The sequence below is a fragment of the Nocardia cyriacigeorgica NBRC 100375 genome, assembly GCF_000308555.1.
GTDB lineage: Bacteria > Actinomycetota > Actinomycetes > Mycobacteriales > Mycobacteriaceae > Nocardia > Nocardia cyriacigeorgica.
The window spans coordinates 1-23960 of sequence record NZ_BAFY01000175.1; the positions used below are offsets into that span (position 1 = coordinate 1).

The window sequence follows — 23960 nt, forward strand, 5'->3', positions numbered from 1 at the left end:
CCGAGATCGTCCTTCGCCACCGAGACGGCCTTCTCCATCTTCTCCTCGGCGTCGAAGAGCGCTTCTTCAATCACGACCGTTTCCTCCACAGCGTCGTCATCGTCATGATCCGCGGGCTCGCGGGGTCAGGAACGAACCAATGTGCCGATCTTCTCACCGGCGACAGCCCGGGCGATATTGCCCTTGGTCAACAAATTGAACACCAGGATCGGCATCTGGTTGTCCATGCACAGGCTGAAGGCCGTGGCGTCGGCGACCTTGAGGTCGCGTTCGATCGCCTCTTTATGGGTGATCTCGGTGTACATCGTGGCCGCTGGATCGACCCGTGGGTCGGCGGTGAACACACCGTCGACGGCCTTGGCCATCAGCACCACATCGGCGCCGATCTCCAGCGCACGCTGCGCCGCGGTGGTGTCGGTGGAGAAATACGGCATGCCCATACCGGCGCCGAAGATCACCACGCGGCCCTTCTCCAAGTGCCGCTTGGCGCGCAACGGCAGATAGGGCTCGGCGACCTGGCCCATGGTGATCGCGGTCTGCACCCGTGTATCGATGCCCTGCTTCTGCAGGAAGTCCTGCAGCGCAAGGCTGTTCATCACGGTGCCGAGCATGCCCATGTAATCGGAGCGGGCCCGCTCCATGCCGCGCTCTTCGAGTTCGGCACCGCGGAAGAAGTTGCCGCCACCGATCACCACGGCCACCTGCACGCCGGTCGCGACGATCTCGGCGATCTGCTCGGCCACCGTCTGGACGACGTCCGGATCGAGCCCCACCTTGCCGCCGCCGAACATCTCACCGCCGAGTTTCAGCAGTACCCGGCGATATCCTGGGCGGTCGGTCCCCGGGTCGGTCATCGGTCTGGGTCTCCTTCGGCGATCGGCATCTTCTCGGCTGGCGCCTGCCCGGGATCCGGGCCCGGCGGCATCGGGCAGTCGGCAACGCAGAGCGTCCCTATCCTGCCTTATTCGGTTGGAGCGGCAGCAGAAGGCCCCCCGTCGACCGGATCATCGGTGCGACGAGGGGCCTTCTCGCTCTTGTGCGCGAGGGCTCTAGCTCGCGCCGACCTCGAACCGGGCGAAGCGGGTCACGGTGACACCGGCCTCGTCCAGCAGAGCCTTGACGGTCTTCTTCGAATCGGTGACCGACGCCTGCTCGAGCAGAACGACGTCCTTGAAGAAGCCGTTGACGCGGCCCTCGGTGATCTTCGGCAGCGCGGCCTCGGGCTTGCCTTCCTCGCGAGCGGTCTGCTCGGCGATGCGGCGCTCGTTCTCCACGATGTCGGCCGGAACCTCGTCGCGGGTAACGTACTTGGCCTTGAGGGCGGCAACCTGCATGGCGGCGGCGCGCGCGGCCTCAGCGGCGGCGTCACCGGAACCGGTGTACTCGATCAGCACACCGACGGCCGGCGGCAGGTCGGAGGCCCGCTTGTGCAGGTAGGTGGCGACCGGGCCGTCGAAGGAGACAACCCGGCGCAGCTCCAGCTTCTCGCCGATCTTGGCGGCCAGCTCCTGCACCGCGGCATCGACGGTCTTGCCGCCAAGGTCCAGCGCCTTCAGCGCCTCCAGATCGGCCGGCTTGGCGGCCGCCGCGGCGGTGACGATCTGGTCGGCCAGCCCCTGGAATTCGGCGTTCTTGGCGACGAAGTCGGTCTCGGAGTTGATCTCGACCATGACGCCGTCCTTGGCGACGACCAGGCCTTCGGCCGTGGTGCGCTCGGCGCGCTTGCCGACGTCCTTGGCGCCCTTGATGCGCAGCAGCTCGACGGCCTTGTCGAAATCACCGTCGGTCTCGGCCAGCGCGTTCTTGCAGTCCATCATCCCGGAGCCGGTCAGCTCCCGGAGCCGCTTCACGTCAGCGGCGGTGTAGTTCGCCATCGGGGGCGAGCCTCCTTCGAAAAGGTTAGGTACCGGGCAGTGGCGGCCACGATGGCAGTGCCAGGTGGCCGCCACTGGAACAGCGAGTGACGAAACTCAGGCCTCGGCCGGGGTCTCGGTCTGAGCGGCCTCGGCGGCGGGAGCCTCGGCGGCGGGGGCGGCCTGCGCCAGCAGCTCCTGCTCCCACTCGGCCAGCGGCTCGCCCGCGCCCGCCTCGGGCTTGTCGTCACCGGCGGCGCGGCCGGCACGGGCCTGCACGCCCTCGGCGACGGCCGAGGCGACCACCTTGGTCAGCAGCGCGGCCGACCGGATCGCGTCGTCGTTACCCGGGATCGGGTAGTCGACCAGGTCGGGATCGCAGTTGGTGTCCAGGATCGCGATGACCGGGATGTTCAGCTTGCGGGCCTCGCCGACGGCGATGTGCTCCTTGTTGGTGTCGACGACCCAGATGGCCGAGGGCACCTTCTGCATGTCGCGGATACCGCCGAGGGTGCGGTCCAGCTTGTTCATCTCACGCGTGAGCATGAGGATTTCCTTCTTGGTGCGACCCTCGAAGCCACCGGTCTGCTCCATGGCCTCGAGCTCCTTGAGGCGCTGCAGGCGCTTGTGCACGGTGGAGAAGTTGGTGAGCATGCCACCCAGCCAGCGCTGGTTGACGTAGGGCATCCCGACGCGAGTGGCCTCGGCCGCGATCGACTCCTGGGCCTGCTTCTTGGTGCCGACGAAGAGCACGGTGCCGCCGTGGGCGACGGTCTCCTTGACGAACTCGTAGGCCTTGTCGATGTAGGTCAGCGTCTGCTGCAGGTCGATGATGTAGATGCCGTTGCGGTCGGTGAAGATGAACCGCTTCATCTTCGGGTTCCAGCGGCGGGTCTGGTGCCCGAAGTGTGCGCCGCTGTCGAGCAGCTGCTTCATTGTTACGACAGCCATAGCTCCCGTATCTCTCTTTCGTTGCCGGTTGACGCAGCACGCCGGCGGCCTGCTGCCCTGGCGCCCCGAACCGCCGGACCCGATCTCGTGATCGGGACCAGCCGACGATTCCCCGTCCATTGCTGCGCTGGCGCGACCGAGCACACTTCTCGCGAAGTGCGGCCGGATCGATCAGCGCCATACGAACGAGCACGGTGGCGCGCGAAGTCGGTCCATGGGAAACACAGACCGCGCGAACAGTCTACGGCGTGGATCACCACCATTGAAATCGCCCTGGTGAAAGGGTGTTTATCCACATCAGTTCGAGTTGTGCACAGTTGGCGGATCGGGGCTGTTCGGCGCCTCCCGAGCACGCCACTGTTGAGCCATGACACCTCCCTGTGGTTTCTCCCCCGCCCAATCTCTGCGGTCTGTCCAGCCGCCCGCCGCTGTTGCACCACCGCCCGGCGGTAGCGGCGTGGCCGGCGGTAGCACCGCGCCCAGCGATGCCGCCATGGCCAGCGGTGCCGCCACGCCCAGCAGTGCCGCCACGCCCAGCAGTGCCGCCACGCTCAGCAGTGCCGCCACGCCCAGCAGTGCCGCCACGCACAGCGGTAGCGCCGGACGCAGCGCGGTGCCGGGCCGATGGTCGGCCGACGCCGGCGGCTCGCGCAACGCCGGTGGCGCCCGAATCGTGCGCAGGCTGCTGTCGGGCCTGCTGCCGTTGGGCCTGTTGGTCGGGCTGTTCGTCGCGACCGCTCCCGATGGTGAAGTGGCGGCCGCGCCACGACACCGCCAACCCGAAGGGTGCGCTGCGATCAGCAGCGGATCGGCCTGTGCGCTCGGGCCGTTGCTGCGGGAATTGGTGCGCACAGCGCCGCTGCCCCGCACCCCCTCCGGATCACGATGAGCGCCGATGAGGCGCGCGGGTGTGAACGGGCTGGGTTGGTTATGGGTAGCCGAGCGCCTGGCTTCTCGGGTGCGGCCCCGGCAGTCACACCCCGTCACTGACCCGGCAGCCATGCCTGTAGGCAACGGCCGGGCGTCCGTCTTCGCAGGTGCTGACCACACAGCCGCGAACGCAGGTGCCGAACCAGCGACTACGTTCCCAGCTCCCCACCCGGCAGCTGCGATCACAGGTTGGGCCGGGCGGCTGGCCGACAGCTCCCCGACCAGGCGGCTCGGCGCCCCGGTTCCGACTGCGCTGGTGGGTTCTCACATGCCGACCAGGCAGCCGCGTACACAGGTGCCGCCAGGGCAGCGCCCCCGGGTGCCGCGCTATCTGCCACGCTCCCGCATGGCGGCCGGGCAGCAAGGCTCCCAGGAAGCAGCCAGGCAACGACGCATCCAAGAAGCAGCCAGGCAACGCGGCACCCAAGAAGCAGCCAGGCAGCGACGCACCCAAGAAGCGGCCGGGCAGTTGGCTTCGCTGCTGCTGGCCGGGGCGCTGCTCGCGGCGGGTGGGACGGTGGCGGGCGCGGCACCGTCCACGCGTTTCGACTGGCCGTTGCGGCCGCGGCCCACCGTGGAGCGAAGATTCGAGAAGCCGCCGCAGGACTGGCTGGCAGGGCATCGCGGCGTAGATCTGGCGGGTTCGCCGGGGCAGCCGGTGCTCGCGGCGGGCGACGGCGTTGTCGTGTTCGCGGGCTCGGTGGCGGGCAAGCCCGTGGTATCGATCGATCACTCGGGCGGGCTGCGCACCACCTACGAGCCGGTGGTGGCCGAAGTTCCGGTCGGCCGTCGGGTGGGGCGGGGCAGCCGGATCGGGGTACTGGAGGCCGGGCACGACGGTTGCGCGGCAGCGGCGTGTCTGCACTGGGGTCTGCGCCGCGAGTCGAATGGCCGGGGCAGGCGCGAATACCTGGATCCGCTCGGACTGTTGCAGCTGGGCCCACTGCGGTTGAAGCCGGTGCGGGCAACTTCCCCGCCGGCGGTGCACCGGCCATGATCGAGGCATGCAGAACCCGGAAGACGCACCCTTCACCTACGCCGAGGTCGGTGCCACGAAAGGCCCGCTTCCAGCCGGCTATCACCAGTTCTCGCTGCGCAGGCGAATCGGCCACGGCCGGGCGCTGTTCGACCTCGCCGGCGACGCGGTCAACGCCTATCGCATGCAGCGCGGAACCGGCATCTTCCACACCGCGAGCACCCCGACCGCCGAACCGGGGGCCCTGCTCACGGTGCGCCTGGGTATCGGCCCGTTGGCGATCACCGCCCCATGCCGCGTCGTCTACGTGCTGGACGAGCCCAACCGCCGCGGCTTCGCCTACGGCACCCTCCCCGGCCACCCCGAGTCCGGAGAGGAACTGTTCGCGGTCGAACACGACCCGTCCGACGACAGCGTCTACGGCATCGTCACGGCATTCTCTCGCGGCGCCACCTGGTACACCCGCCTCGGTGGTCCGCTGGCCCGCGTCGTCCAGCGCGTCATCGCGGGTAAATACATCGACGCCCTGCCGAGTTCCGCCTAGTGCCCTGCCCTGTCGCGCGCCCGTCGGCGTGTACTGCGTGCGTTGGGGAGGGCCGACCCTAGGTCGCCGCCGCACACCACGAGGTGCAGCGCAATGGCGAACGGCGCGGCTACGCGCGAGCCGCACGCCGGCGCAACGGTCCGGCGCAATCCGGTGCAGCGCGGGCAGAGACGGCGCGATGCAGCGCATCGTAATGCGGTGCGATGCAGCGGCGCACGATGGACGGGGCCGGGTGCGGCGCCGCGTGGTCCGATGCGGGGCGGCGCAGTCCGATCCGGGACGACGCAGCCCGATCCGGGACGACGCAGCCCGATCCGGGACGACGCAGCCCGATCCGGGACGGCCCAGCCCGATCCGGGGCGGAGTATGCGGCGCTCGCTAGCGGATCGGATGCGTCATGCCGATCACCACCGCGACCAGCGCAGTGAGCGCGGTGGACGCCATAGCCAGCCGAATCGCGAGGGTGCCGTGCCTGTTGCGCCCGTGGCGCAGATCGTGGCTGCGCAGGGTGCCGACCACTGCTAGTACCGCCATGGTGAGTGCGGCGGCGAGCGGGGCGATCGAGGTGGCGCGCCAGCCGTCGGCGACAGCGACATTCAGAAGCAGCATCGTCACTGCAGTGGCGCCCAGGGAGCTGCGGCGCCACGCCAGTGCCGTGCGCTCTGCGGCCAGGCCTGAACGCGTCATCGCAGTAACACCGCAATGCAAGCGAGCAGCGCGATGATGGTGATCCCGGCGGACAGGATCGGTACCAGAACCGTGCCGGGCAGTGCACCTCCCCGTCGCATGGCATCACCGACGCGACGCCAATGACCGTATGCGCCGACGGCGAGCACGAAGGCCAGAGCCAGACAGCACAGCACGATCGCGCGCCGGAATCCGGCCAGGTGGAACGGTTGCACGAGGGTGTGTACGGCGACGCCGCCCGCGAGCAGGCCGAGCGAGGTGCGCATCCACGCCAGAAAGGTCCGTTCGTTGGCGAGGGTGAAGCGGTAGTCGATCTCCTCCTCGTCATCGTCGGATTCGGCGTCCGGATTCGGCAGGGTCATGGTGGCCCTCTCACGCGCGGGGATGTGCCTGGTCGTGCACCTTCTTCAACCGTTCTACGGAGACGTGGGTGTAGAGCTGCGTGGTGGCCATACTGGCGTGGCCGAGTAGTTCCTGGACGACACGCAGATCGGCGCCGCCTTCGAGCAGGTGGGTGGCCGCGGTGTGGCGCAGACCGTGCGGTGCCATGTCCGGTGCGCCGGGAATGGCCGAAATCACCTCGTGCACCGCGGTTCTGGCCTGGCGGGGGTCGAGACGGCGGCCGCGGCGACCCAGTAAGAGGGCGCGGCCGGATTCGGCGGTGGCGAGATCCGGGCGGCCGAAACGCAGCCAATTGCCGATCGCATCGTCGGCCGGGGCGCCGAACGGGGCCGCGCGTTCTTTGTTGCCTTTGCCCAGGACTCGCACCAGCCGGCGTTCCCGGTCCACATCATCGATATCGAGCCCGCAGAGTTCGCTGACCCGTATCCCGGTCGAATACAGCAGCTCGACGATGAGCCGGTCCCGCAGCGCCATCGGATCACGCTGTAGCGCACCGGATTCCGCGGCGTCCATCACCGCGGCGGCCTGCTGTTTTCCCAGGACGGCCGGAAGTATGCGATGCGCTTTCGGCGAGCCGAGCCGCAGTCCGGGGTCGATGCCCAAGCGTCCGGTCCTGGTCAGCCAGGCGGTGAAGGTGCGGGCCGACGACGAGCGGCGCGCCATCGTGGTCCTTGCGGCGCCCGCAGCGGATTGCGCGGCGAGCCAGGAACGCAACAACGCCAGATCCAGTTCTCGCACCGACGAATCCGACGAGCGGGCGACCAGATGTGTCAGCAACGACCGCGCGTCGGCGAGATAGGCGCGCACGGTGTGCGGCGAGCGGTTGCTTCCCAGCCGGAGGTTGCGCCCGTATTCGGCCAGCAATTCCTCCAGGTCTTCGGGCAGCGCGTCCATCGTTCCACCGTCACCCGCGACACCGATGTTGGCAAGTCGGCGCGCCGCCTCCCCGCTCACAACCCGTTTTGCCTGCTCGGGGTGCCAGTTACGAGAACTCTGGCGTCCGAACTGCGAAGATTGCCCGGTTCGATCAGTCGATTCACCGATGCTCACAGAAAGGGACTACCCGTGCGTCATATCGCAACTGTGTGTGCTGTCGCAGGAACACTGATCCTCACTGCGGCCGGGACCGCCTCCGGTGCCGAGGGATTCCTCGTCATCAATGGCACCGAGCATGAGAATCCCACCGGCTGCATCGCTGTGCACGACCGGCCCGCCCGGATCCACCTGGTGAATGAGACCGACAGGCCGGTCATCGTCTATCTGCACGCCGGCTGCCGCGGCGGGATGAACGAAGAGGTGGACCCCGGCACGGACGTCGACACTTACGGATCCTCGGTCCGGATCGAGTGACTCGGACTCGCCGGTTGTTCTAACGGCGAGCATTTCGTGGCGGTGTTCTCGGTCGCCCCGGGAGCACCGCCGCACTCGTCGTCCGGGCCCTACTCGCCGCCACCTGACCGCTGCCGCCGCTCGGCGGGCCGCCCGAGGCAAACCGTCCCTGCGCCGAGCGTGCGAACCAGTCCGATGCCCAGCTGCGCAGCAGAAGTCGCGCGCAACCCGCCGTTTCGTCGGTTCCGACGCACGACAGCACATCCGGCGCCGGCACCCGTCGGCGCCAGGCCTGACCCCTGCCGAGCCTGCCGAGGATGGCGGCCTGGTCGCTACCGATCGAGCGTGGCGGCGTAATCGCGACCCGGCCAAGGGCGGCGGCATGATCGCGCCCCGGCCAAGCACGGCGACATAATCGCGACCCGATCGAGCGTTGCAGCGTAATCGCGACCGGGCCGAACATGGCGAGATAGTCGCCACCCGGCCAAGCATGGCGACATAATCGCGACCCGATCGAGCGTGGCGGCACAGTCGCGACCCGGGCGGACGTGGCGGCATAATCGCGACCCGGCCAAGGCTAGCGGCGGAGTCGCTATCCGAATACGCGGTGGGGCGTTGTGCTAACCGCGCGACCGGCGCCGCATGGCGAAAAGACCGCCTGGCCCGCCGTCCGGGGGAACCTTTGGATAGGCAAGCGCTGAACGGTCATCTGATTCCCGGCGGCTCGAAGCCGACGCGGTACCACCCCTCTCCACCGAGACCTACCAATCCGGCCAGCTCGAGTTCGGCCAGTACGGCTCGCACCGTGGCCACCGGTAGCGAGGTGCGGGTGGCCAGTTCGTTCGGCACACGCGAACCGGCCGCTGGTAGCGCGGCATACACCAGCTGCTGATCGCCGGCGAGTTCGTCGCCCGGATCGGTGGCCTTCTCGGCCGGAAGCGACAGACGCAGTGGACCGGCTTCATCGATGACCTCTTCGGCGCTGGTGACCAGCAGGGCCTCGCCCTCGCGGATCATCCGGTGGCAGCCCACCGAGGAGGCCGAGGTGATCGGCCCGGGAACGGCCAGCGCCGGACGCCCAAGGCGGCGAGCCCATTTGACGGTATTGCGCGCCCCGCTACGCAGCCCCGCCTCGATCACCACCACTCCGTCGGCCAGCGACGCCACCAGCCGGTTGCGCGCCAGGAAGTGGTGTTTGCGGGCGACGGTGCCGGGCGGATATTCGCTGACCACCAGCCCGGTTTCGGCGATCTGGGCGATCAGCCGGTCATGCTGGGCCGGGTACGGCCGGTCCACACCGCAGGCCAGGACCGCGATCGTCGTCCCGCCGACCGCCAGCGCGGCGCGGTGGGCCATGGCGTCGATACCGAAGGCGGCGCCGGAGACGATGGTCCAGCCCTTGGCCGCGAGCGCGCCGGCGATCTCCCCCGTGGCGCGATCGCCGTAGCCGGTACTGCACCGCGCACCCACCACGGCAAGCGCTCGTTCACTGGCGCCGAGCAGCGAGACAGGCCCGCGTACCCACAACACCAGCGGCACCGCCCCATCGGCATCGCGCCCGGGCTCGAGCTGACGCAGACCGAGCAACCGCCACGCCGGCCACTCCGGATCCTCGGGTGTCACCACCCGCCCGCCCAGCCGCCGGATGCGGTCGACGTCCTCGGCGGCGAGGTCGACCGCACGCCGAGTCTCCGTCGCCGCCCGCAACACCTGCGGCAGCCGGCATTCCCGCACCGCCCGGGCGGCTTCCAGCACCCCTACCGAGTCGATCAACGCCGTCAGGGGCGCGCAGGGGCCAAGCACGACGCGCGACAGATACACCCAGGCCAGCAGCCGTTGCTCGGCCTCATCGCGGCTTCCCGGACCGAGCCCGGCCGAGCACGACGCAACCGCAACGCCGACCTCATCGCGACCGTCCACCCCCTCGATCGCAGAAGCTGCCGTAACCACAACGCCGGCCTTTTCGCGACCTCCCGCACCGAGCACGGCAGCGCACGGCGCGGCCCCATCGCGACCATCCGCAACAGAGCACAACGCATCCGCCACACCGGCCCCCTCGCGACCATCCGCACCGAGCACCGCAGCGCACGACGCAACCCCATCGCGACCATCCACAACAGAGCACAACGCATCCGCCACACCCGCCCTCTCGCGACCTCCCGCACTGAGCGCCGCGGAGCATGATGCAACCGCAACGCCGACGTCGTCGCGGCCATTCAGACCGGGCGCCGCCGAACACGGCGCGACGGCGAGGGCTTCATCGAGACTGTCCTGGCCGAGCGCCGGAGGACATGGTGAGACCGCGATGCGGGCCGCGGCGCTGTGCTCGCCGGAGCTTGCCGCGTTCACTGCGCGCCCCGCTGCCGGAAGTTCAACGCTTGCATGACATCCTGCGAGCTCGGTACGTCGCCGCCACGTAGATCGCAGATCGTCCAGGCCACTCTGATCGCGCGGTCCGCCCCGCGCGCCGACAGCCTGCCCATTCGCAACCCGGCTTCGACCGGCGCCGTGACCTCCGGCGGCAGTCGAAAACGTTGCCGCAGCACATGTCCGGGAACCTCGGCATTGGTGAGCCACCCGAATTCCCGCCAGCGGTGTGCGGCGGCCCGGCGTGCGACCGTCACCCGTTCTCGGACCGTGGCGCTGCTCTCGGATTCCTCGGCGCCGAAAGTGCCGCCCGCCATCCCGTACATCTGCACCCAGATATCGATCCGATCCATCAAGGGCCCGGACAGTTTGCCCAGATAGCGACGCCGGGCCAGCGGGGCGCAGATGCAGTCGACGTCACGAGCCGGCGCACACGGGCAGGGGTTGGCCGCCAGCATCAGTTGAAACCGCGCCGGATACCGTGCCACACCGTCGCGGCGGGCGATGCGCACCTCGCCCTCCTCCAGTGGCGTCCGCATCGCCTCGAGCACCTTCGTGCCGATTTCGGCGCATTCGTCGAGAAACAGCACCCCGCGATGGGCCCGACTGACGGCACCGGGCCGCGCGGAACCCGACCCACCGCCGACCATCGCGGTCGCGGAGGTGGAGTGGTGGGGCGCGACGAACGGCGGCATCGTGATCAGCGGATGGTCGCCGGACAAGGTGCCCGCGACGGAGTGGATCGCGGTCACCTCGAGGGCTTCGGCCTCCGTCAGCGGCGGCAACAATCCCGGTAGCCGCTGCGCCAGCATCGTCTTTCCGATGCCAGGTGGCCCGGTCAACAGGATGTGATGCCCGCCCGCCGCGGCCACCTCCAGTGCCCAGCGCGCCTCGTGCTGCCCGACGACCTCACTGAGATCTCCGATGACGCGGGGCTGCTCGGGCAGGTCACGATCGGGTTCGACCAGGGCCGCTTCGCCACGTAGCCACGCCAGGGCGCACCGCAGCGTCGCCGCACCGAGCACCTCGATGCCGTCGACCAGCCCGGCCTCCGGTAACGCGGTTTCCGGCACGACCACCGTCGCCCATCCCGCTTTCCTGGCGGCGAGTACCGCGGGCAGGATGCCGCGCACCCGCCGGACGCGCCCGTCCAGGGCCAGTTCGCCCAGCAGTACGGTGTGTTCGAGCTTCTTGGACGGGATGGCGTCGGAGGCATCCATGACCGCCGCGGCCAAGGCCAGGTCGTACACCGAGCCGACCTTCGGAAGCGTGGCAGGCGACAGCGCGAGGATCACCCGCCCGTCGGGCCATTTCTCACCGGAGTTGGCGACCGCGGCCCGCACCCGGTCGCGCGATTCCTGCAGCGAGGTGTCGGGTAATCCGACCAGGTGCACCGACGGCAGCCCCTGACCGATATCGGCCTCGATCTCCACCAGCTGGCCGTCCACGCCGCTCACCGCGACCGAACAGGCCCGCCCCAAGGCCATCAGAACACCGCTTTCAGGTGTTCGATCACCGGTTCGCGCTCACGGCTCACCAGGACCGAGACGACGTCGAAGCGGATGCGCTGCCAGGGGCCGTCCTGTTCGGCCAGCCACAGCAGGGCCAGTCTGCGGATTCGTTGGCGTTTGGTGAAGGTCACCGCCTCGGCGGGTGTACCGAACGTGAGTCCGGCTCTGGTCTTCACCTCGATGAACGCCGTGATGTCGCCTTCGCGGGCGATCAGGTCCAGTTCGCCGTAGCGGCATCGCCAGTTCCGGCAGACGATGTCCATGCCCGCGGCTTCCAAGTACCGTGCCGCCAGGTCTTCCCCGTGTGCGCCGAGCGCCAAGTTGTGTGCCACCCGGTCAGCATGCGGTGCCAGCCGTCCCGCGCCAGACCGCTCACCTGGGGAAACAGAAACCCTGGGGATAACCCGGGCCTGTGGATCACTATGGCGGCGCTACTCCGGTAACCGCAGGTCCGGCTTCTCCAGCTCCTCGATATTGACGTCTTTGAAGGTGATCACCCGGACGTGCTTGACGAAGCGGGCGGGCCGGTACATGTCCCAGACCCAGGCATCGCTCATCCGGACCTCGAAATACACCTCGCCATCGGCGTTCTGCGGGCGCAATTCCACGGAATTGGCCAGGTAGAAGCGACGTTCCGTCTCCACCACGTACGAGAACTGACCGACGATGTCCTTGTACTCGCGGTACAGGGACAACTCCATCTCGGTTTCGTACTTCTCGAGGTCCTCGGCGCTCATCGGGTGGGACGTCCTCCTTCTCGCGACACTGCGTGTCCTGACATCATCGCGTATGTAACGCTTCGGTAGCCAGTCGGTCGGACGTGACCTGATCCACGATGACCGAACCGGAGGACACCACCACCTCGTGCCGTACCCGCCTACCGCCCGCCCCCGCGGGCTCGTGCTCGCGCACATTCCGCCAGGAACGCCGGTGTTCGGCACACGGTCCGAGCTGCCGCAAGGCGGCATTGTGCTCGGGCGTGTTGTAGCCCTTGTGGGCGGCGAAACCGTAGCCGGGCAGCCGCTGATCCAGCTCGACCATCATTCGGTCGCGGGTGACCTTGGCGAGCACGCTCGCGGCCGCGATACAGGCCGCGGTCGCGTCGCCACCCACCACAGGCAGCGACGGCACCGGGATGCCCGGCACCCGGAATCCGTCGGTGAGCACATAGCCTGGGGGGCGACCGAGCCCGGCGACCGCGCGGCGCATGCCCTCGAGGTTGGCGACATGGATGCCGATCGCGTCGATCTCCCATGCCGGGATCACCACCACATGCCAGGCCAGCGCCAGCCGGGTGATCACCGGGTACAGCTCCTCGCGGGCGGCCTCGGTGAGTTTCTTCGAATCGTCGAGCCCGGCCAGCGCGTCATGCGCCTTGGACGACAACACGCACGCCGCGACCACGAGCGGTCCCGCACTCGGACCGCGTCCGGCCTCGTCGACCCCGGCGACCGGACCGAGGCCACTGCGGTTGAGGGCCGCTTCGAGCGTGCGCAGCCCCCCGGCCTTGCGCATGACCACCCGCGGCGGCCAGCTGACGCGTTCCACGCTCGGCAGGCGACGCTGAGTTCGGGCCATCGGCGTCACCGCCGCCCAGTCGTGCAGGTCGATCCGGTCCACACAGCCCACAGACCGATTATCGCGCGATCAGCCATCAGTTGGTTTGCGGATCCTGTGCTCGGACCGGGCCGATGCGTCCGGGCGGCCAGATCTTGAACACCGCCTTGCCGCGGACGTTGTCCACGGGCACGGTGCCCTGGAGTTCGTCGCCGACGTGGGCACGGGAATCGGCGGATTCGTTGCGGTTGTCGCCCATCACCCACAGGTGCCCTTCGGGGACGGTGACCGGGCCGAAAACGCGACCCACCGGGTAGGAGGCGTTCTTCTCACCGGGGACCCACGGGAAGTCGTCTTCGACGTAGGGCTCGTCGAGCGGTTTGCCGTCGACCATCACCCGGCCCTGCGGATCGCAGCATTCGACCGTCTGCCCGCCGACCGCGATCACGCGCTTGACCAGGTCGTTCTCATCGGGCGGGACGAGGCCGAAGAAGGAGAAGAAGTTCTGCACTCCGCGCACCACCGGGTTGTCCGAGCGGATGGAGCGATAGTGGGTGTTCCAGGAGTCGGGGCCGACGAACACGACGACGTCCCCGGGCTTCGGCTCGCCCCAGTAGTAGCTGAGTTTCTGCACGTAGATGCGGTCTCCGGTGCAGCCGGCGCAGCCGTGCAGGGTGGGTTCCATCGACTGGGACGGGATGACGTACGGGCGTCCGACGAAGGTCACCATCAGAGCAGCGATAACGGCCGCGATGACCAGCAGGATCGGCAGTTCCTGCCAGAAGGGCCGCTGTTTCTTGTCCTTGCGTCCGCGCCGGTCGCGCCGTGCGCGACGTCCCTGCGGTTGCCCGTCGTCTGCACCGGGCACGGTCACCGGCCCACTCTCGTCTGCCACGCCGAACAGATTAGCCCGGCACCGCGAGAAAGCGTGCGGTGCCGGGCTATCCGGGAATTTCTGTGCGCTACTACCGCTCCGGGCGGGACCGGCGTAGCGGCGCGGAGCAGCAGCTCAGCGCTTTTCCTTGATCTTGGCGGCCTTGCCACGCAGGTCGCGCAGGTAGTACAGCTTGGCGCGGCGGACATCACCACGGGTCACCACGTCGATGTGGTCGATGTTGGGGCTGTGCACCGGGAAGGTGCGCTCCACACCGACACCGAACGACACCTTGCGGACGGTGAAGGTCTCGCGGATACCGCCACCCTGGCGCCGGATGACGACGCCCTTGAAGACCTGGATGCGCTCCTTCGAGCCTTCGATGACCTTCACGTGCACATTGAGGGTGTCACCGGGCCGGAACTCGGGGACATCGCTGCGCAGCGACTTCTCGTCGACGAAGTCAAGGGTGTTCATGTTCATCCTTCTGGAGTTCGCGCGAACAGAGGAACCTGGCGGCACGTGCTCTACCGGTTCATGCTCCGAATAAGGGGTGCGCCGGGGCAGATATCGCCCAGGGCAACCTGTGCATTGTGCCAGATGGGAGCGGCGGGTCGGAAATCGGCCGGTGCGCCCTGGCTGCACCACACCCTACTCGCCCCGTTCAGCGCGGCGTGTCGTGCTCGTGCGACCACAGCGCGTGGTGCCGGTGCGGCGCCGGTGGCGCAGGGACGACGGTGCGCTGGAGTTCCGCCTCGGCGGCCGAGCGCACGTGTTCGACGTCCGGCTTGCCCGCCACCAGGTCCTGAACGAAGATCTTGGCGCGGATCACCGGACGTCGATAGCGCCGCTCCCGCACGATGGCCCGGTACATCAGCCTGCGCCGGTCGCCGTAGCGCCACCGGGCCCACGGCGCGCCGGGCCGGCTCAACCGCAGCGCGCCCACGACCAGCAACGGCAGGAAGAACATGCCGAACAGGCCGGTCCAGATCTTGCCCTTGGCGATCACGATGGCCGCCAGGATCAGGTTCACCACCGCGAACAGCACGACCAGCGCCCTGGCCGCGGCGCTGGGATCGTGGCGGAAGTCGTTGATGTCGAGCAGCCACAGCGGGTGGAAACCCAGCAGCAGCAATCCGGTGACGGCCAGTGCGACGAACACCGCGTCGACGGAGGTGCGTCCCTGTTCCTCCCAGTACACATCGCGCAGGTAGTAGATCAGCGCGAATTCGTCGAGCACCAGCGCCGCGCCCACGCCGAAGAGGGCCGCCAGCAGCGCACCGGTGGCGCTGCTGCCGTCGTCGAAGGTGCTGATCATCCCGATACCCGAGGTCAGCACCAGGATGACCCCGAACACCATGTGGTGGATATGGGTGTCGCCGGCGCGCAGGTTTCCCGGCCACCAGCGGACCTGAGCCCGGATCAGCCGTACGCTGACCCGGATCATCAGGAAGCCGAGGATGAAGCCGAGCAGGAAGCACAGCAGCGGGAGCCTGCCCTGTGCGATCACATCGTCGTCGAGCCATCGCCGCATGCCTGCCCCCGCTCCCGTATTCGGTCGCTACTTCCCGAAGCCGGCCCGGCGCAGGGCGTCGGCCATGGCGCCGTTGGCCGGTGCGGCCTCACGGCGCTGAGTGCGCCCTTGACCCTGACCCTGCCGCCCTTGCCCCTGACCTTGGCGGCCCTGGCCTTGGCCTCGGTTCTGCCCCTGACGGTTCTGACCCTGACCACGGTTGCCGCCCTGGCCCCGGCCGGAAGCAGACTGCCCTTCCCCACCACGACCGCGCTCGCCCGGGCCGCGACCACGTTCGGGTTTGCCCGCACCGGGTTCGTCATCCAGCCGCAGCGACAAACCGATGCGCTGACGGGCGACGTCGACCTCGAGCACCTTCACCTTGACCACGTCCCCCGATTTCACCACCTCGCGCGGGTCTTTCACGAAATTGTGCGACATGGCCGAAACGTGCACCAGACCGTCCTGATGCACGCCGACGTCGACGAACGCGCCGAACGCCGCGACATTGGTGACCACACCCTCCAGCACCATGCCCGGCTCCAGATCGGCGACCTTCTCCACGCCCGCGGCGAATTCGGCGGTCTTGAATTCCGGGCGCGGGTCGCGGCCGGGCTTCTCCAGCTCGCTGATGATGTCGGTGACGGTGGGGACACCGAAGCGCTCATCGGTGAACTCCGCCGGCCGCAGCGCCCGCAGCGCGCTGGTGTTGCCGATGATCTCGGTGATGGGACGGCCGGTGCTGGTGAGGATCCGCCGCACCACCGGGTAGGCCTCGGGATGCACGGCGGAGTTGTCGAGCGGGTCGTCTCCGTCGCGGATGCGCAGGAAGCCCGCGCACTGCTCGAAGGCCTTCGGGCCCAGCCGCGCCACGTCCAGCAACGCGGTGCGGCTGCGGAAGGGACCGTGCTGATCACGATGCGCCACAATGCTTTCGGCCAACGACCCGGCGATGCCGGAGACCCGCGACAGCAGCGGCACCGAAGCGGTGTTGACGTCGACGCCGACGGCGTTCACCGCGTCTTCGACGACGGCGCCGAGCGAGCGGGCCAGCAGCGTCTCGGAGACGTCGTGCTGGTACTGGCCGACGCCGATCGACTTCGGGTCGATCTTCACCAGTTCGGCCAGCGGGTCTTGCAGCCTGCGCGCGATCGAGACCGCGCCGCGCAGCGACACATCCAGGTCGGGTAGCTCCTGCGAGGCGTAGGCCGAGGCCGAATACACCGATGCGCCCGCCTCCGAGACCACGATCTTGGTGGGCTTGTTCTCCGGGATCCGGGAGATGAGCTCGGCGGCGAGGGCGTCGGTTTCCCTGGAGGCGGTGCCGTTGCCGATGGCGATCAGTTCCACCCCGAAGCGCGCGACCAGCGCGGCGAGCACCGCCAGCGACTTCTCGGTCTGGCCTTGCGGTTTGTGCGGGTAGATGACCTCGGTGGCGACCACCTTGCCGGTGCCGTCGACCACGGCGACCTTGACGCCGGTGCGGTAGCCCGGATCCAAGCCCATGGTGGTGCGGGTGCCCGCGGGCGCGGCGAGCAGCAGATCGCGCAAATTGGCGGCGAAGACCTCGACGGCGTCCTTCTCCGCCGCCTGCCGCAACCGCATCCTGGTGTCGATGCCGAGACTCACCTGGAGTTTGGTGCGCCAGGCCCAGCGCACCGTGTCCAGCAGCCAGCTGTCGGCGGGGCGGCCCTGATCGGCGATGCCGAACCGCACCGCGATGCGGCCTTCGTAGATGGTGCGCTCGCCCGGCTCCGGCTCCTCGGTGTCGGGTTCGAGGTGCAGGGTGAGCACCTCTTCCTTCTCACCGCGCAACAGCGCGAGGATGCGGTGCGAGGGCAGCTTGCCGAACGGCTCGCTGAACTCGAAGTAGTCGGCGAACTTCGCGCCCGCCTCTTCCTTACCCGCCCGCACGGTGGAGCGGATCCGGCCGCGCTGCCACATGAGTTCGCGCAGCTCGCCGACCAGGTCGGCGTCCTCGGCGAAGCGTTCGACCAGGATGGCGCGGGCGCCGTCGAGCTGTTCGGCGGTGTATTGCGCCGGATCGGTGGACGGATCGCCGATCAGCGCGTCGGCGACGGGTTCGTGACCGGCCTCGCGGGCGATCTGGGCCTTTGTGCGCCGTTTGGGCTTGTAGGGCAGGTAGATGTCTTCGAGGCGGGCCTTGGTTTCGGCCAGCATGATCTGGCGATGCAGTTCGTCGTCGAGTTTGCCCTGCGCACGAATCGATTCCACGATCGCGGCGCGGCGCTCGTCGAGTTCGCGCAGGTAGTGCAGCCGCTCCTCGAGCGTGCGCAGCTGGGCGTCGTCCAGGCCGCCGGTGACTTCCTTGCGGTAGCGGGCGATGAACGGGACGGTCGAGCCGGCGTCGAGCAGTTCGACGGCGGCTCGGACCTGGTTCTCGCGCACCGCCAGCTCGTCGGCGATACGACGGCTGACGGTAGCCGACACCACCGGGCCTGCCCCGGTGGCTGTGGTCTGGTCGGTGCGGGTCGTCGTCTCGGGACTCGAGGTCTCAGGCGCTGTCGTCACGACCCGCACACTACCGTCGCCGGCCGACAGGTGACCGGCACCGGGCCCGTCGAACCGCGCTCGGCCTATTCGGGCGGGGTCACGGTGGTGATGCAGAACGGGTGGCCCGAGGGATCGAGCAGCACCCGCCACCGGTCGCCCGGCTGCATGGGCGCCACGGAGGCACCCAATTCCACAGCGCGATCGACACATTCGTCGAGATCGCGCTCGTCGTCGGCGGCCAGGTCCAGGTGCACGATCGACGAGCCGGGCCAGGCGGGGCGCTGATGGTCGGGGACGCGGTGCGCGATGAGCGCGAGGCCCGACGAGATCCGCACCCCCACACTGCTTTCCTTGCGCCACAGCGTCTTTCCGCCGAGCAGATCCAGGTAGAACTGGGCAAGAGTTTCGGGGTCGGCACTGTCGAGGGACAGTCCGACTACTCGCAACGGCGGCACGGCGGTGAGTATAGAGGCGAGTCGGACAGCGCTCCGAATGTGGGCCGGGCGGCGCGGGAAACGCGAATTCCGCGCCGCCTCAGGGGATCAGGCCGAGGCGGCGTGCGGTCACGACGGCCTCGTGCCGGGAATGGGCGTCGAGCTTGTTCATGGCGCTGCGCAGATAGCTCTTGACCGTCTCCGGACCGACGGAAAGGCGCTGGGCCACCTCCTGATTGGAGCAGCCGAGCGCGACCTGCACCAGCGCGTCGAGTTCGCGGCGCGACAGTTTCGGCGCGTCCGGGGCAGGCCCGCCCGACAGCGCCCTGGTCAACCGGGCACCAACGGCGTGCAGCCGGTCGCGCAGCTTCTCGTCGCCCGCCGAATAGGCGATGTCACGCAGTTCGGCGTGGATGTCACGCAGCTCTTCGACGACGACGCCGGTGCTCGCCTGCGCCGGCGCGGAGACGGCCTCCAGCAGTCGTAGCCGCCGGTCCACTTCATCGCGGATGGTGATCTCGGTGGCGAGTCGGCGGCCGGCCTGCAACAGCGCGTCGGCGGTGCGGTCGCCGAGGGCGCCGTTGCCGCGAGTGGCCGCGTACAGCACCGCGCGCGGATTGTCGTCGACCACCACGGGGACGGCGACGACCGAGCGGATGCCTTCGCTCATCACCGGGCCGTCGTAGTGATGGGTGATGGTCGGCGCGTTGCGATAGTCGGCGACCAGTCCCGGCCGCCCGGAGTCCATCACCTGCCCACCGAGCCCGGAGGTGCGCAGCACCGACAGGCCGCGCAAGCCGTTGGTGCGGACGCCGAAGAACTCGCTCAGCAGCAGCGTATCGGCATGCACCTCGCCGCCGAACAGCACCGGAACCCCGGTCACGCTCGCGACTCGCCGGATCTCGGCGCGCAGTGCGTCGCCGTCGCGCGGGCGCAGCAGCGGTGACGGGTCGGTCATGGGAGTCACCCCTTTTCGGGGGTAGTGCCGGGTCAGGTGTGACCTACATCCTATGGCAACAGCCCGGTGAGCTGGATCACGACCGAGGAGATGCGAGATGGGGATCGACCCGAACGCGCGGGTGCGCGAGCTGCTGGATTGTTACGACCGCGCCGATGCCAGCGCGGCTTGGCTGCTGTGTGACCGGCACCCGGCCGACGCCGTCGCATTCACGATCATCGACAGCGATCTGTCGTCGACGGATCTGACCTACGGCCGGTTGCGCGCGAAATCCGAGCGTTTCGCGGCGGCACTGGCGCGGCTCGGGGTCGAGCCCGGCGATCGGGTCGCCACATTGATGGCCAAGTCCGAAGACCTGGTGGTGGCTCTGCTCGGGATCTGGCGGCGAGGCGCGGTACACGTGCCGTTGTTCACCGCGTTCGCACCGCCCGCGATCGCGTTCCGGTTGACGGCCAGCGGTGCCTCGATCGTGATCGCCGATCCGGATCAGGCCGACAAGCTCGCCCCCGGCGACGATATCCCGGCCGATCCGCCGTGGCGCACCATTGTCACCGGTGACGACCCGGCCCCCGCTGGGCTACGCATGCGCGATCTGATGGCCGCCGACGCGGACATCGAGCCGGCGGTGGCGGTCGGCGGCGACGGCCTGCTGGTCCAGTTGTTCACCAGCGGCACCACCGGCACGCCGAAGGGTGTGCCGATTCCGGTGCGCGCGCTCGCGTCCTTCCACGCCTACCAGGAATTCGCGCTCGACGTCCGCCCGGACGACGTCTTCTGGAACGCCGCGGACCCGGGCTGGGCCTACGGCCTCTACTACGCGATCCTCGGCCCGTTGGCCAGCGGCACCCGCAGCCTGCTGCTGCACGCGGGCTTCTCCCCCGCGCTGACCTGGCAGGTCATCGACAGGTTCGGGGTCACCAACTTCGCGGCGGCCCCGACGGTCTATCGCGCCCTGCGCGCCGACAGCGCGGCGCCGCCGAAGGTGCGGTTGCGGCGGGCATCCTCGGCCGGTGAGCCGCTCACCCCTGAAGTGGTGGCGTGGTCGGCCGACACCCTCGGCGTGGCGGTGCGCGATCACTACGGGCAGACCGAGCACGGCATGGTGATCTGCAATGCCTGGCACGACGAGCTGAACACCGAGGCCCCGGCAGGCTCGATGGGACGTTCGCTGCCCGGCTGGGCGTGCGCGGTGCTCGCCGACGACGCCGATACCGAAGCCCCGACCGGGCAGCTCGGCCGCATCGCCATCGATACCGAACGCAGCCCGCTGCTGTGGTTCCTCGGCTACCTCGACGCACCCGAACGCACCGCGCAGCGCTACACCCCCGACGGCCGCTGGTATCTCACCGGTGACGCGGGTTCCCAGGATGCCGACGGGTTCTTCCATTTCTCGGCCCGCGATGACGATGTGATCATCATGGCCGGCTACCGGATCGGCCCCTTCGAGGTGGAAAGCGTGCTGGTGCTGCACGAGGACGTCGCCGAAGCAGCCGTGGTCGGCATGCCCGACGAATTGCGCGGTGAGGTGCTCGAGGCGTTCGTCGTGGTGCGCGAGGGCGTGGCGGGCAGCGCCGAACTGGAGGCCGAACTCCAGACCCTGGTGAAGAAGAAGTTCGCCGCGCACGCCTATCCGCGGCGGGTGCATTTCGTGCCGAGCCTGCCGAAGACGCCCAGCGGGAAGGTGCAGCGGTTCCTGCTGCGTCAGCAGGAGGTGCGGTGATGACGACCCCACTGCCCAGCTACACCTCGGGGATCTCCGAGACACCTCTGCTCGGCGACACCATCGGTGCGAACCTCGACCGGACCGCTGCCGCGTTCGGCGATCGAGAAGCCTTGGTGGACTGCCCCTCCGGACGCCGCTGGACCTACCGTGAGTTGCGCGCCGCGGTCGACTCGCTGGCCACCGGGCTGGCCGCACGCGGCATCACCGCGGGTGAGCGCGTGGGCATCTGGGCGCCGAACTGCCCGGAGTGGTTTCTCATCCAGTACGCGACCGCGAAGATCGGCGCGGTCCTGGTGAATATCAATCCCGCCTACCGCACCAGCGAATTGCAGTATGTGCTCGACCAGGCGGGTGTACGGATGCTGGTGTCGGCACCGGAGTTCAAGACCTCGAACTATGTGGCGATGATCGAGCAGGTACGGCCGGCCTGCCCCGGCCTGGAGCAGGTGCTGATACTGGGCACGCCGGAATGGGACACGCTCGCGGGCACCGCCGCGGACCAGGAACTGCTGTCGTCGCGTGCGGCGGAGCTGTCCATGGACGACCCGATCAATATCCAGTACACCTCCGGCACAACCGGTTTCCCCAAGGGGGCGACCCTCAGCCACCACAACATCCTCAACAACGGCTATTTCGTCGGGGAGTTGTGCGGCTACACCGAACAGGACCGGATCTGTGTTCCGGTACCGTTCTATCACTGCTTCGGCATGGTGATGGGCAATCTGGCGGCCACCAGTCACGGTGCGGCGATCGTGATTCCGGCGCCCTCGTTCTCCCCCGCCGCCACGCTCGCGGCCGTCGCCGCCGAACGCTGCACCTCGCTCTACGGCGTGCCGACCATGTTCATCGACATGCTGACCCACCTCGACGAACAGGACACGGATCTGTCCACGTTGCGCACCGGCATCATGGCGGGCTCGCCCTGCCCGGTCGAGGTGATGAAACGTGTCATCGACCGGATGGGCATGGGTGAGGTGTGCATCTGCTACGGCATGACCGAGACCTCACCGGTGTCCACCCAGACCCGCCGCGACGACAGCCTGGACCGCCGCACCGCGACCGTCGGCCGGGTCGGCCCGCACCTCGAGATCAAGATCGTCGACCCGGTGACCGGCCGCACCGTGCCACGCGGTGCGCCCGGCGAGCTGTGCACCCGCGGCTATTCGGTGATGCTCGGGTATTGGAACGATGCCGAACGCACCGCCGAAGCCATCGACGCCGCCCGCTGGATGCACACCGGCGATATCGGCGTCATGGACGAGGACGGGTATGTCGCCGTCACCGGCCGGATCAAGGACATGGTCATCCGCGGTGGGGAGAATATCTACCCCCGCGAAATCGAGGAATTTCTCTACACCCACCCCGATATCCTCGACGCCCAGGTGATCGGGGTCCCCGATCCGAAATACGGTGAGGAACTGATGGCGTGGGTTCGGCTGCGCGAGGGCGCGGCTCCACTCGACGCCGACGCCCTGCGGGTGTTCTGCGCGGGCAAGCTCGCGCATTTCAAGGTCCCGCGTTATGTGCACGTCGTCGACGAGTTCCCGATGACCGTCACCGGGAAGGTGCGTAAGGCCGAAATGCGGGAAATGGCACAGTCATTGCTCGGACTCTCCGACGAGCGCGCATGAGCCTGCCGCGCGCCGGGCAGTAGGGCACACCTGAGATAGTGCCGGGCCGCGGGCCTGCCCACCGCGTTGGGTCGGCCCGCAGCCCGTGTCAGGGCTGCTCCAGAACCGTGAACGGGATCGTCGCCTCCACCGGCTCGTCGAGCAGCAATACGCGTCGGTGCACCGCATGGGCCAGGTAGCGCCGCCCCGACCAGTCGAGGCGGTACTCCTCGATCTCTTCGTGCCTCGAGCAGTCCCGCCAGTCGCCGCACTACCCGGCTGTGCAGCGGACTCTGCGCCATAGACGCACAACACGCCCGTCGACGATCTCGATATCGCCGAGCTCTGCTGCCGCACCCTCGGCGAATTCCTCAGCCGTCAGGCGCAGCTCATTCTGCGGGATCCGGAGGGCTCATACGACACATCATTCCAGGAAGAATCCCGAGTTCGTCACTGCGGAACACCTCCGGCTCCTGGGCGGAGCCGTACTCGACGGACTACTCCGGGCCAGGCCGGTCGCTCTCGCGCAGCAGATCCGGTCGACGCTCACGGGTCCGGATCAACGACTGCTCACGCCGCCACGCGGCCACCTTCGGGTGGTCACCCGACAGCAGAATGGGAGGGACGTCCAGGCCGCGCCAGCTCACCGGACGGGTGTAGCTCGGGCCTTCCAGGAGTCCGAGACCTTCGGAGCCGGGCTCGACCGAGAACGAATCCTCTTGGTGGGATTGCTGATTGCCCAGCACGCCGGGAATCAGGCGGACCACGGCCTCGGTCATCACCAGGACCGCGGCCTCGCCGCCGATCAGCACGTAGTCACCGATGCTGACTTCTTCGACGCGGACCCGGCGCGCGGCGTCATCGAAGACGCGCTGGTCGATGCCTTCGTAGCGGCCGCAGGCGAAGACCAGATGCTTTTCGCCTGCCCAGCGGTGGGCGATGGCCTGGGTGAAGGGGACGCCCGCCGGGGTGGGGACCACCAGCAGAGCGTCGTCGGGGCAGACTTCGTCGAGCGCATCGCCCCACACGGTGGGCTTCATGACCATGCCCGGACCGCCGCCGTAGGGCGAATCGTCGACGGATTTGTGCACGTCGTGGGTCCAGCGACGCAGATCGTGCACATCGACGGAGATCAGGCCTTTGTCGATGGCCTTGCCCAGCAGCGCGGTGCGCAGCGGCTCCAGATACTCCGGGAAGATGGTGACCACGTCGATCTTCATGGCCTCG

24 protein-coding genes and 1 pseudogene are annotated in these 23960 nt (G+C 68.7%); 6 read left to right on the top strand and 19 right to left on the bottom strand.

The window, feature by feature from the left end:
- From RJ05_RS30940 to rpsB, 4 genes and pseudogenes are all read right to left on the bottom strand, one after another.
- Window positions 1-74: pseudogene (locus RJ05_RS30940) on the bottom strand (ribosome recycling factor); the annotation flags it as partial.
- Window positions 75-125: 51 nt separating this feature from the next.
- Window positions 126-854, bottom strand: a complete 729-nt coding sequence (pyrH, locus tag RJ05_RS16740) for a UMP kinase (protein WP_036538330.1) — start codon at window positions 852-854, stop codon at window positions 126-128.
- A 195-nt stretch (window positions 855-1049) separates the two neighbouring features.
- Window positions 1050-1874: a translation elongation factor Ts gene (gene tsf, locus RJ05_RS16745; RefSeq protein ID WP_036538332.1), complete on the bottom strand. Its 825-nt coding sequence runs from the start codon at window positions 1872-1874 to the stop codon at window positions 1050-1052.
- 96 nt (window positions 1875-1970) lie between these two features.
- Window positions 1971-2804, bottom strand: a complete 834-nt coding sequence (gene rpsB, locus RJ05_RS16750) for a 30S ribosomal protein S2 (RefSeq protein WP_036538333.1) — start codon at window positions 2802-2804, stop codon at window positions 1971-1973.
- Between the two features lie 457 nt (window positions 2805-3261).
- On the opposite strand from rpsB, the gene RJ05_RS30945 reads away from it, so the two are divergent.
- From RJ05_RS30945 to RJ05_RS16765, 3 genes are all read left to right on the top strand, one after another.
- Window positions 3262-3693, top strand: coding sequence for a hypothetical protein (locus RJ05_RS30945; protein WP_036538335.1), 432 nt, complete (start codon window positions 3262-3264; stop codon window positions 3691-3693).
- A 519-nt stretch (window positions 3694-4212) separates the two neighbouring features.
- The gene (locus RJ05_RS16760; protein ID WP_051016648.1) at window positions 4213-4731 is read left to right on the top strand and encodes a M23 family metallopeptidase; all 519 of its coding nucleotides are present in this window, start codon (window positions 4213-4215) and stop codon (window positions 4729-4731) included.
- Window positions 4732-4738: 7 nt separating this feature from the next.
- Window positions 4739-5254: a DUF1990 domain-containing protein gene (locus RJ05_RS16765; protein WP_036538337.1), complete on the top strand. Its 516-nt coding sequence runs from the start codon at window positions 4739-4741 to the stop codon at window positions 5252-5254.
- A gap of 378 nt (window positions 5255-5632) precedes the next feature.
- On the opposite strand, the gene RJ05_RS16770 is transcribed toward RJ05_RS16765, so the two are convergent.
- From RJ05_RS16770 to RJ05_RS16780, 3 genes are read right to left on the bottom strand one after another with little or no spacing between them, the layout of a single operon-like run.
- The gene (locus tag RJ05_RS16770; protein ID WP_081597373.1) at window positions 5633-5941 is read right to left on the bottom strand and encodes a DUF202 domain-containing protein; all 309 of its coding nucleotides are present in this window, start codon (window positions 5939-5941) and stop codon (window positions 5633-5635) included.
- Window positions 5938-6303: a YidH family protein gene (locus RJ05_RS16775; RefSeq protein WP_051016646.1), complete on the bottom strand. Its 366-nt coding sequence runs from the start codon at window positions 6301-6303 to the stop codon at window positions 5938-5940. The genes RJ05_RS16770 and RJ05_RS16775 overlap by 4 nt, the downstream gene beginning before the upstream one ends.
- Window positions 6304-6313: 10 nt before the next feature.
- A complete protein-coding gene (locus tag RJ05_RS16780) occupies window positions 6314-7237 on the bottom strand; it encodes a tyrosine recombinase XerC (RefSeq protein ID WP_036538340.1) in 924 nt (307 codons plus the stop codon).
- Between the two features lie 120 nt (window positions 7238-7357).
- Here RJ05_RS16780 and RJ05_RS16785 point away from each other — a divergent pair, with 120 nt between their 5' ends.
- Window positions 7358-7693 carry a hypothetical protein gene (locus RJ05_RS16785; protein WP_138445498.1) on the top strand — a complete coding sequence of 112 codons (336 nt, stop codon included), beginning with the start codon at window positions 7358-7360 and terminating at the stop codon, window positions 7691-7693.
- A gap of 684 nt (window positions 7694-8377) precedes the next feature.
- Here the strand turns inward: RJ05_RS16785 and dprA are convergent.
- The 11 genes from dprA to RJ05_RS16840 form a co-directional block, all read right to left on the bottom strand.
- Complete coding sequence (gene dprA, locus RJ05_RS16790; RefSeq protein ID WP_036538380.1) at window positions 8378-9505, bottom strand: DNA-processing protein DprA; 1128 nt, start codon at window positions 9503-9505, stop codon at window positions 8378-8380.
- A gap of 512 nt (window positions 9506-10017) precedes the next feature.
- Complete coding sequence (locus RJ05_RS16795) at window positions 10018-11526, bottom strand: YifB family Mg chelatase-like AAA ATPase (protein WP_036538343.1); 1509 nt, start codon at window positions 11524-11526, stop codon at window positions 10018-10020.
- Window positions 11526-11882 (bottom strand): YraN family protein, encoded by a 357-nt coding sequence (locus RJ05_RS16800; RefSeq protein ID WP_036538345.1) that lies wholly within the window; start codon window positions 11880-11882, stop codon window positions 11526-11528. Before RJ05_RS16800 ends, RJ05_RS16795 begins: the two co-directional genes overlap by 1 nt.
- A 99-nt stretch (window positions 11883-11981) precedes the next feature.
- Entirely contained in the window at window positions 11982-12287 is a 306-nt protein-coding gene (locus RJ05_RS16805; protein WP_011210678.1) for a DUF2469 domain-containing protein, read from the bottom strand.
- Between the two features lie 43 nt (window positions 12288-12330).
- On the bottom strand, window positions 12331-13128 hold the full coding sequence (locus RJ05_RS16810) for a ribonuclease HII (RefSeq protein ID WP_051016649.1): 798 nt from the start codon (window positions 13126-13128) through the stop codon (window positions 12331-12333).
- A 76-nt stretch (window positions 13129-13204) separates the two neighbouring features.
- A complete protein-coding gene (gene lepB, locus RJ05_RS16815; RefSeq protein ID WP_249040430.1) occupies window positions 13205-14002 on the bottom strand; it encodes a signal peptidase I in 798 nt (265 codons plus the stop codon).
- Between the two features lie 114 nt (window positions 14003-14116).
- Window positions 14117-14458 carry a 50S ribosomal protein L19 gene (gene rplS / locus RJ05_RS16820; protein ID WP_014352079.1) on the bottom strand — a complete coding sequence of 114 codons (342 nt, stop codon included), beginning with the start codon at window positions 14456-14458 and terminating at the stop codon, window positions 14117-14119.
- 187 nt (window positions 14459-14645) lie between these two features.
- On the bottom strand, window positions 14646-15515 hold the full coding sequence (locus RJ05_RS16825) for a membrane protein (protein WP_036538348.1): 870 nt from the start codon (window positions 15513-15515) through the stop codon (window positions 14646-14648).
- A gap of 27 nt (window positions 15516-15542) precedes the next feature.
- A complete protein-coding gene (locus tag RJ05_RS16830; RefSeq protein ID WP_373365064.1) occupies window positions 15543-18026 on the bottom strand; it encodes a Tex family protein in 2484 nt (827 codons plus the stop codon).
- Window positions 18027-18091: 65 nt separating this feature from the next.
- Window positions 18092-18463, bottom strand: a complete 372-nt coding sequence (locus tag RJ05_RS16835) for a VOC family protein (RefSeq protein ID WP_036538351.1) — start codon at window positions 18461-18463, stop codon at window positions 18092-18094.
- A 79-nt stretch (window positions 18464-18542) separates the two neighbouring features.
- Window positions 18543-19400 carry a helix-turn-helix transcriptional regulator gene (locus RJ05_RS16840; RefSeq protein ID WP_036538353.1) on the bottom strand — a complete coding sequence of 286 codons (858 nt, stop codon included), beginning with the start codon at window positions 19398-19400 and terminating at the stop codon, window positions 18543-18545.
- Window positions 19401-19497: 97 nt separating this feature from the next.
- On the opposite strand from RJ05_RS16840, the gene RJ05_RS16845 reads away from it, so the two are divergent.
- The gene (locus RJ05_RS16845) at window positions 19498-21120 is read left to right on the top strand and encodes an AMP-binding protein (RefSeq protein WP_036538355.1); all 1623 of its coding nucleotides are present in this window, start codon (window positions 19498-19500) and stop codon (window positions 21118-21120) included.
- Window positions 21120-22754 carry an AMP-binding protein gene (locus RJ05_RS16850; RefSeq protein WP_036538358.1) on the top strand — a complete coding sequence of 545 codons (1635 nt, stop codon included), beginning with the start codon at window positions 21120-21122 and terminating at the stop codon, window positions 22752-22754. The genes RJ05_RS16845 and RJ05_RS16850 overlap by 1 nt, the downstream gene beginning before the upstream one ends.
- A gap of 476 nt (window positions 22755-23230) precedes the next feature.
- Here the strand turns inward: RJ05_RS16850 and trmD are convergent, their stop codons facing one another.
- On the bottom strand, window positions 23231-23953 hold the full coding sequence (trmD, locus tag RJ05_RS16855; protein WP_036538360.1) for a tRNA (guanosine(37)-N1)-methyltransferase TrmD: 723 nt from the start codon (window positions 23951-23953) through the stop codon (window positions 23231-23233).
- Between the last annotated feature and the right edge of the window lie 7 nt (window positions 23954-23960).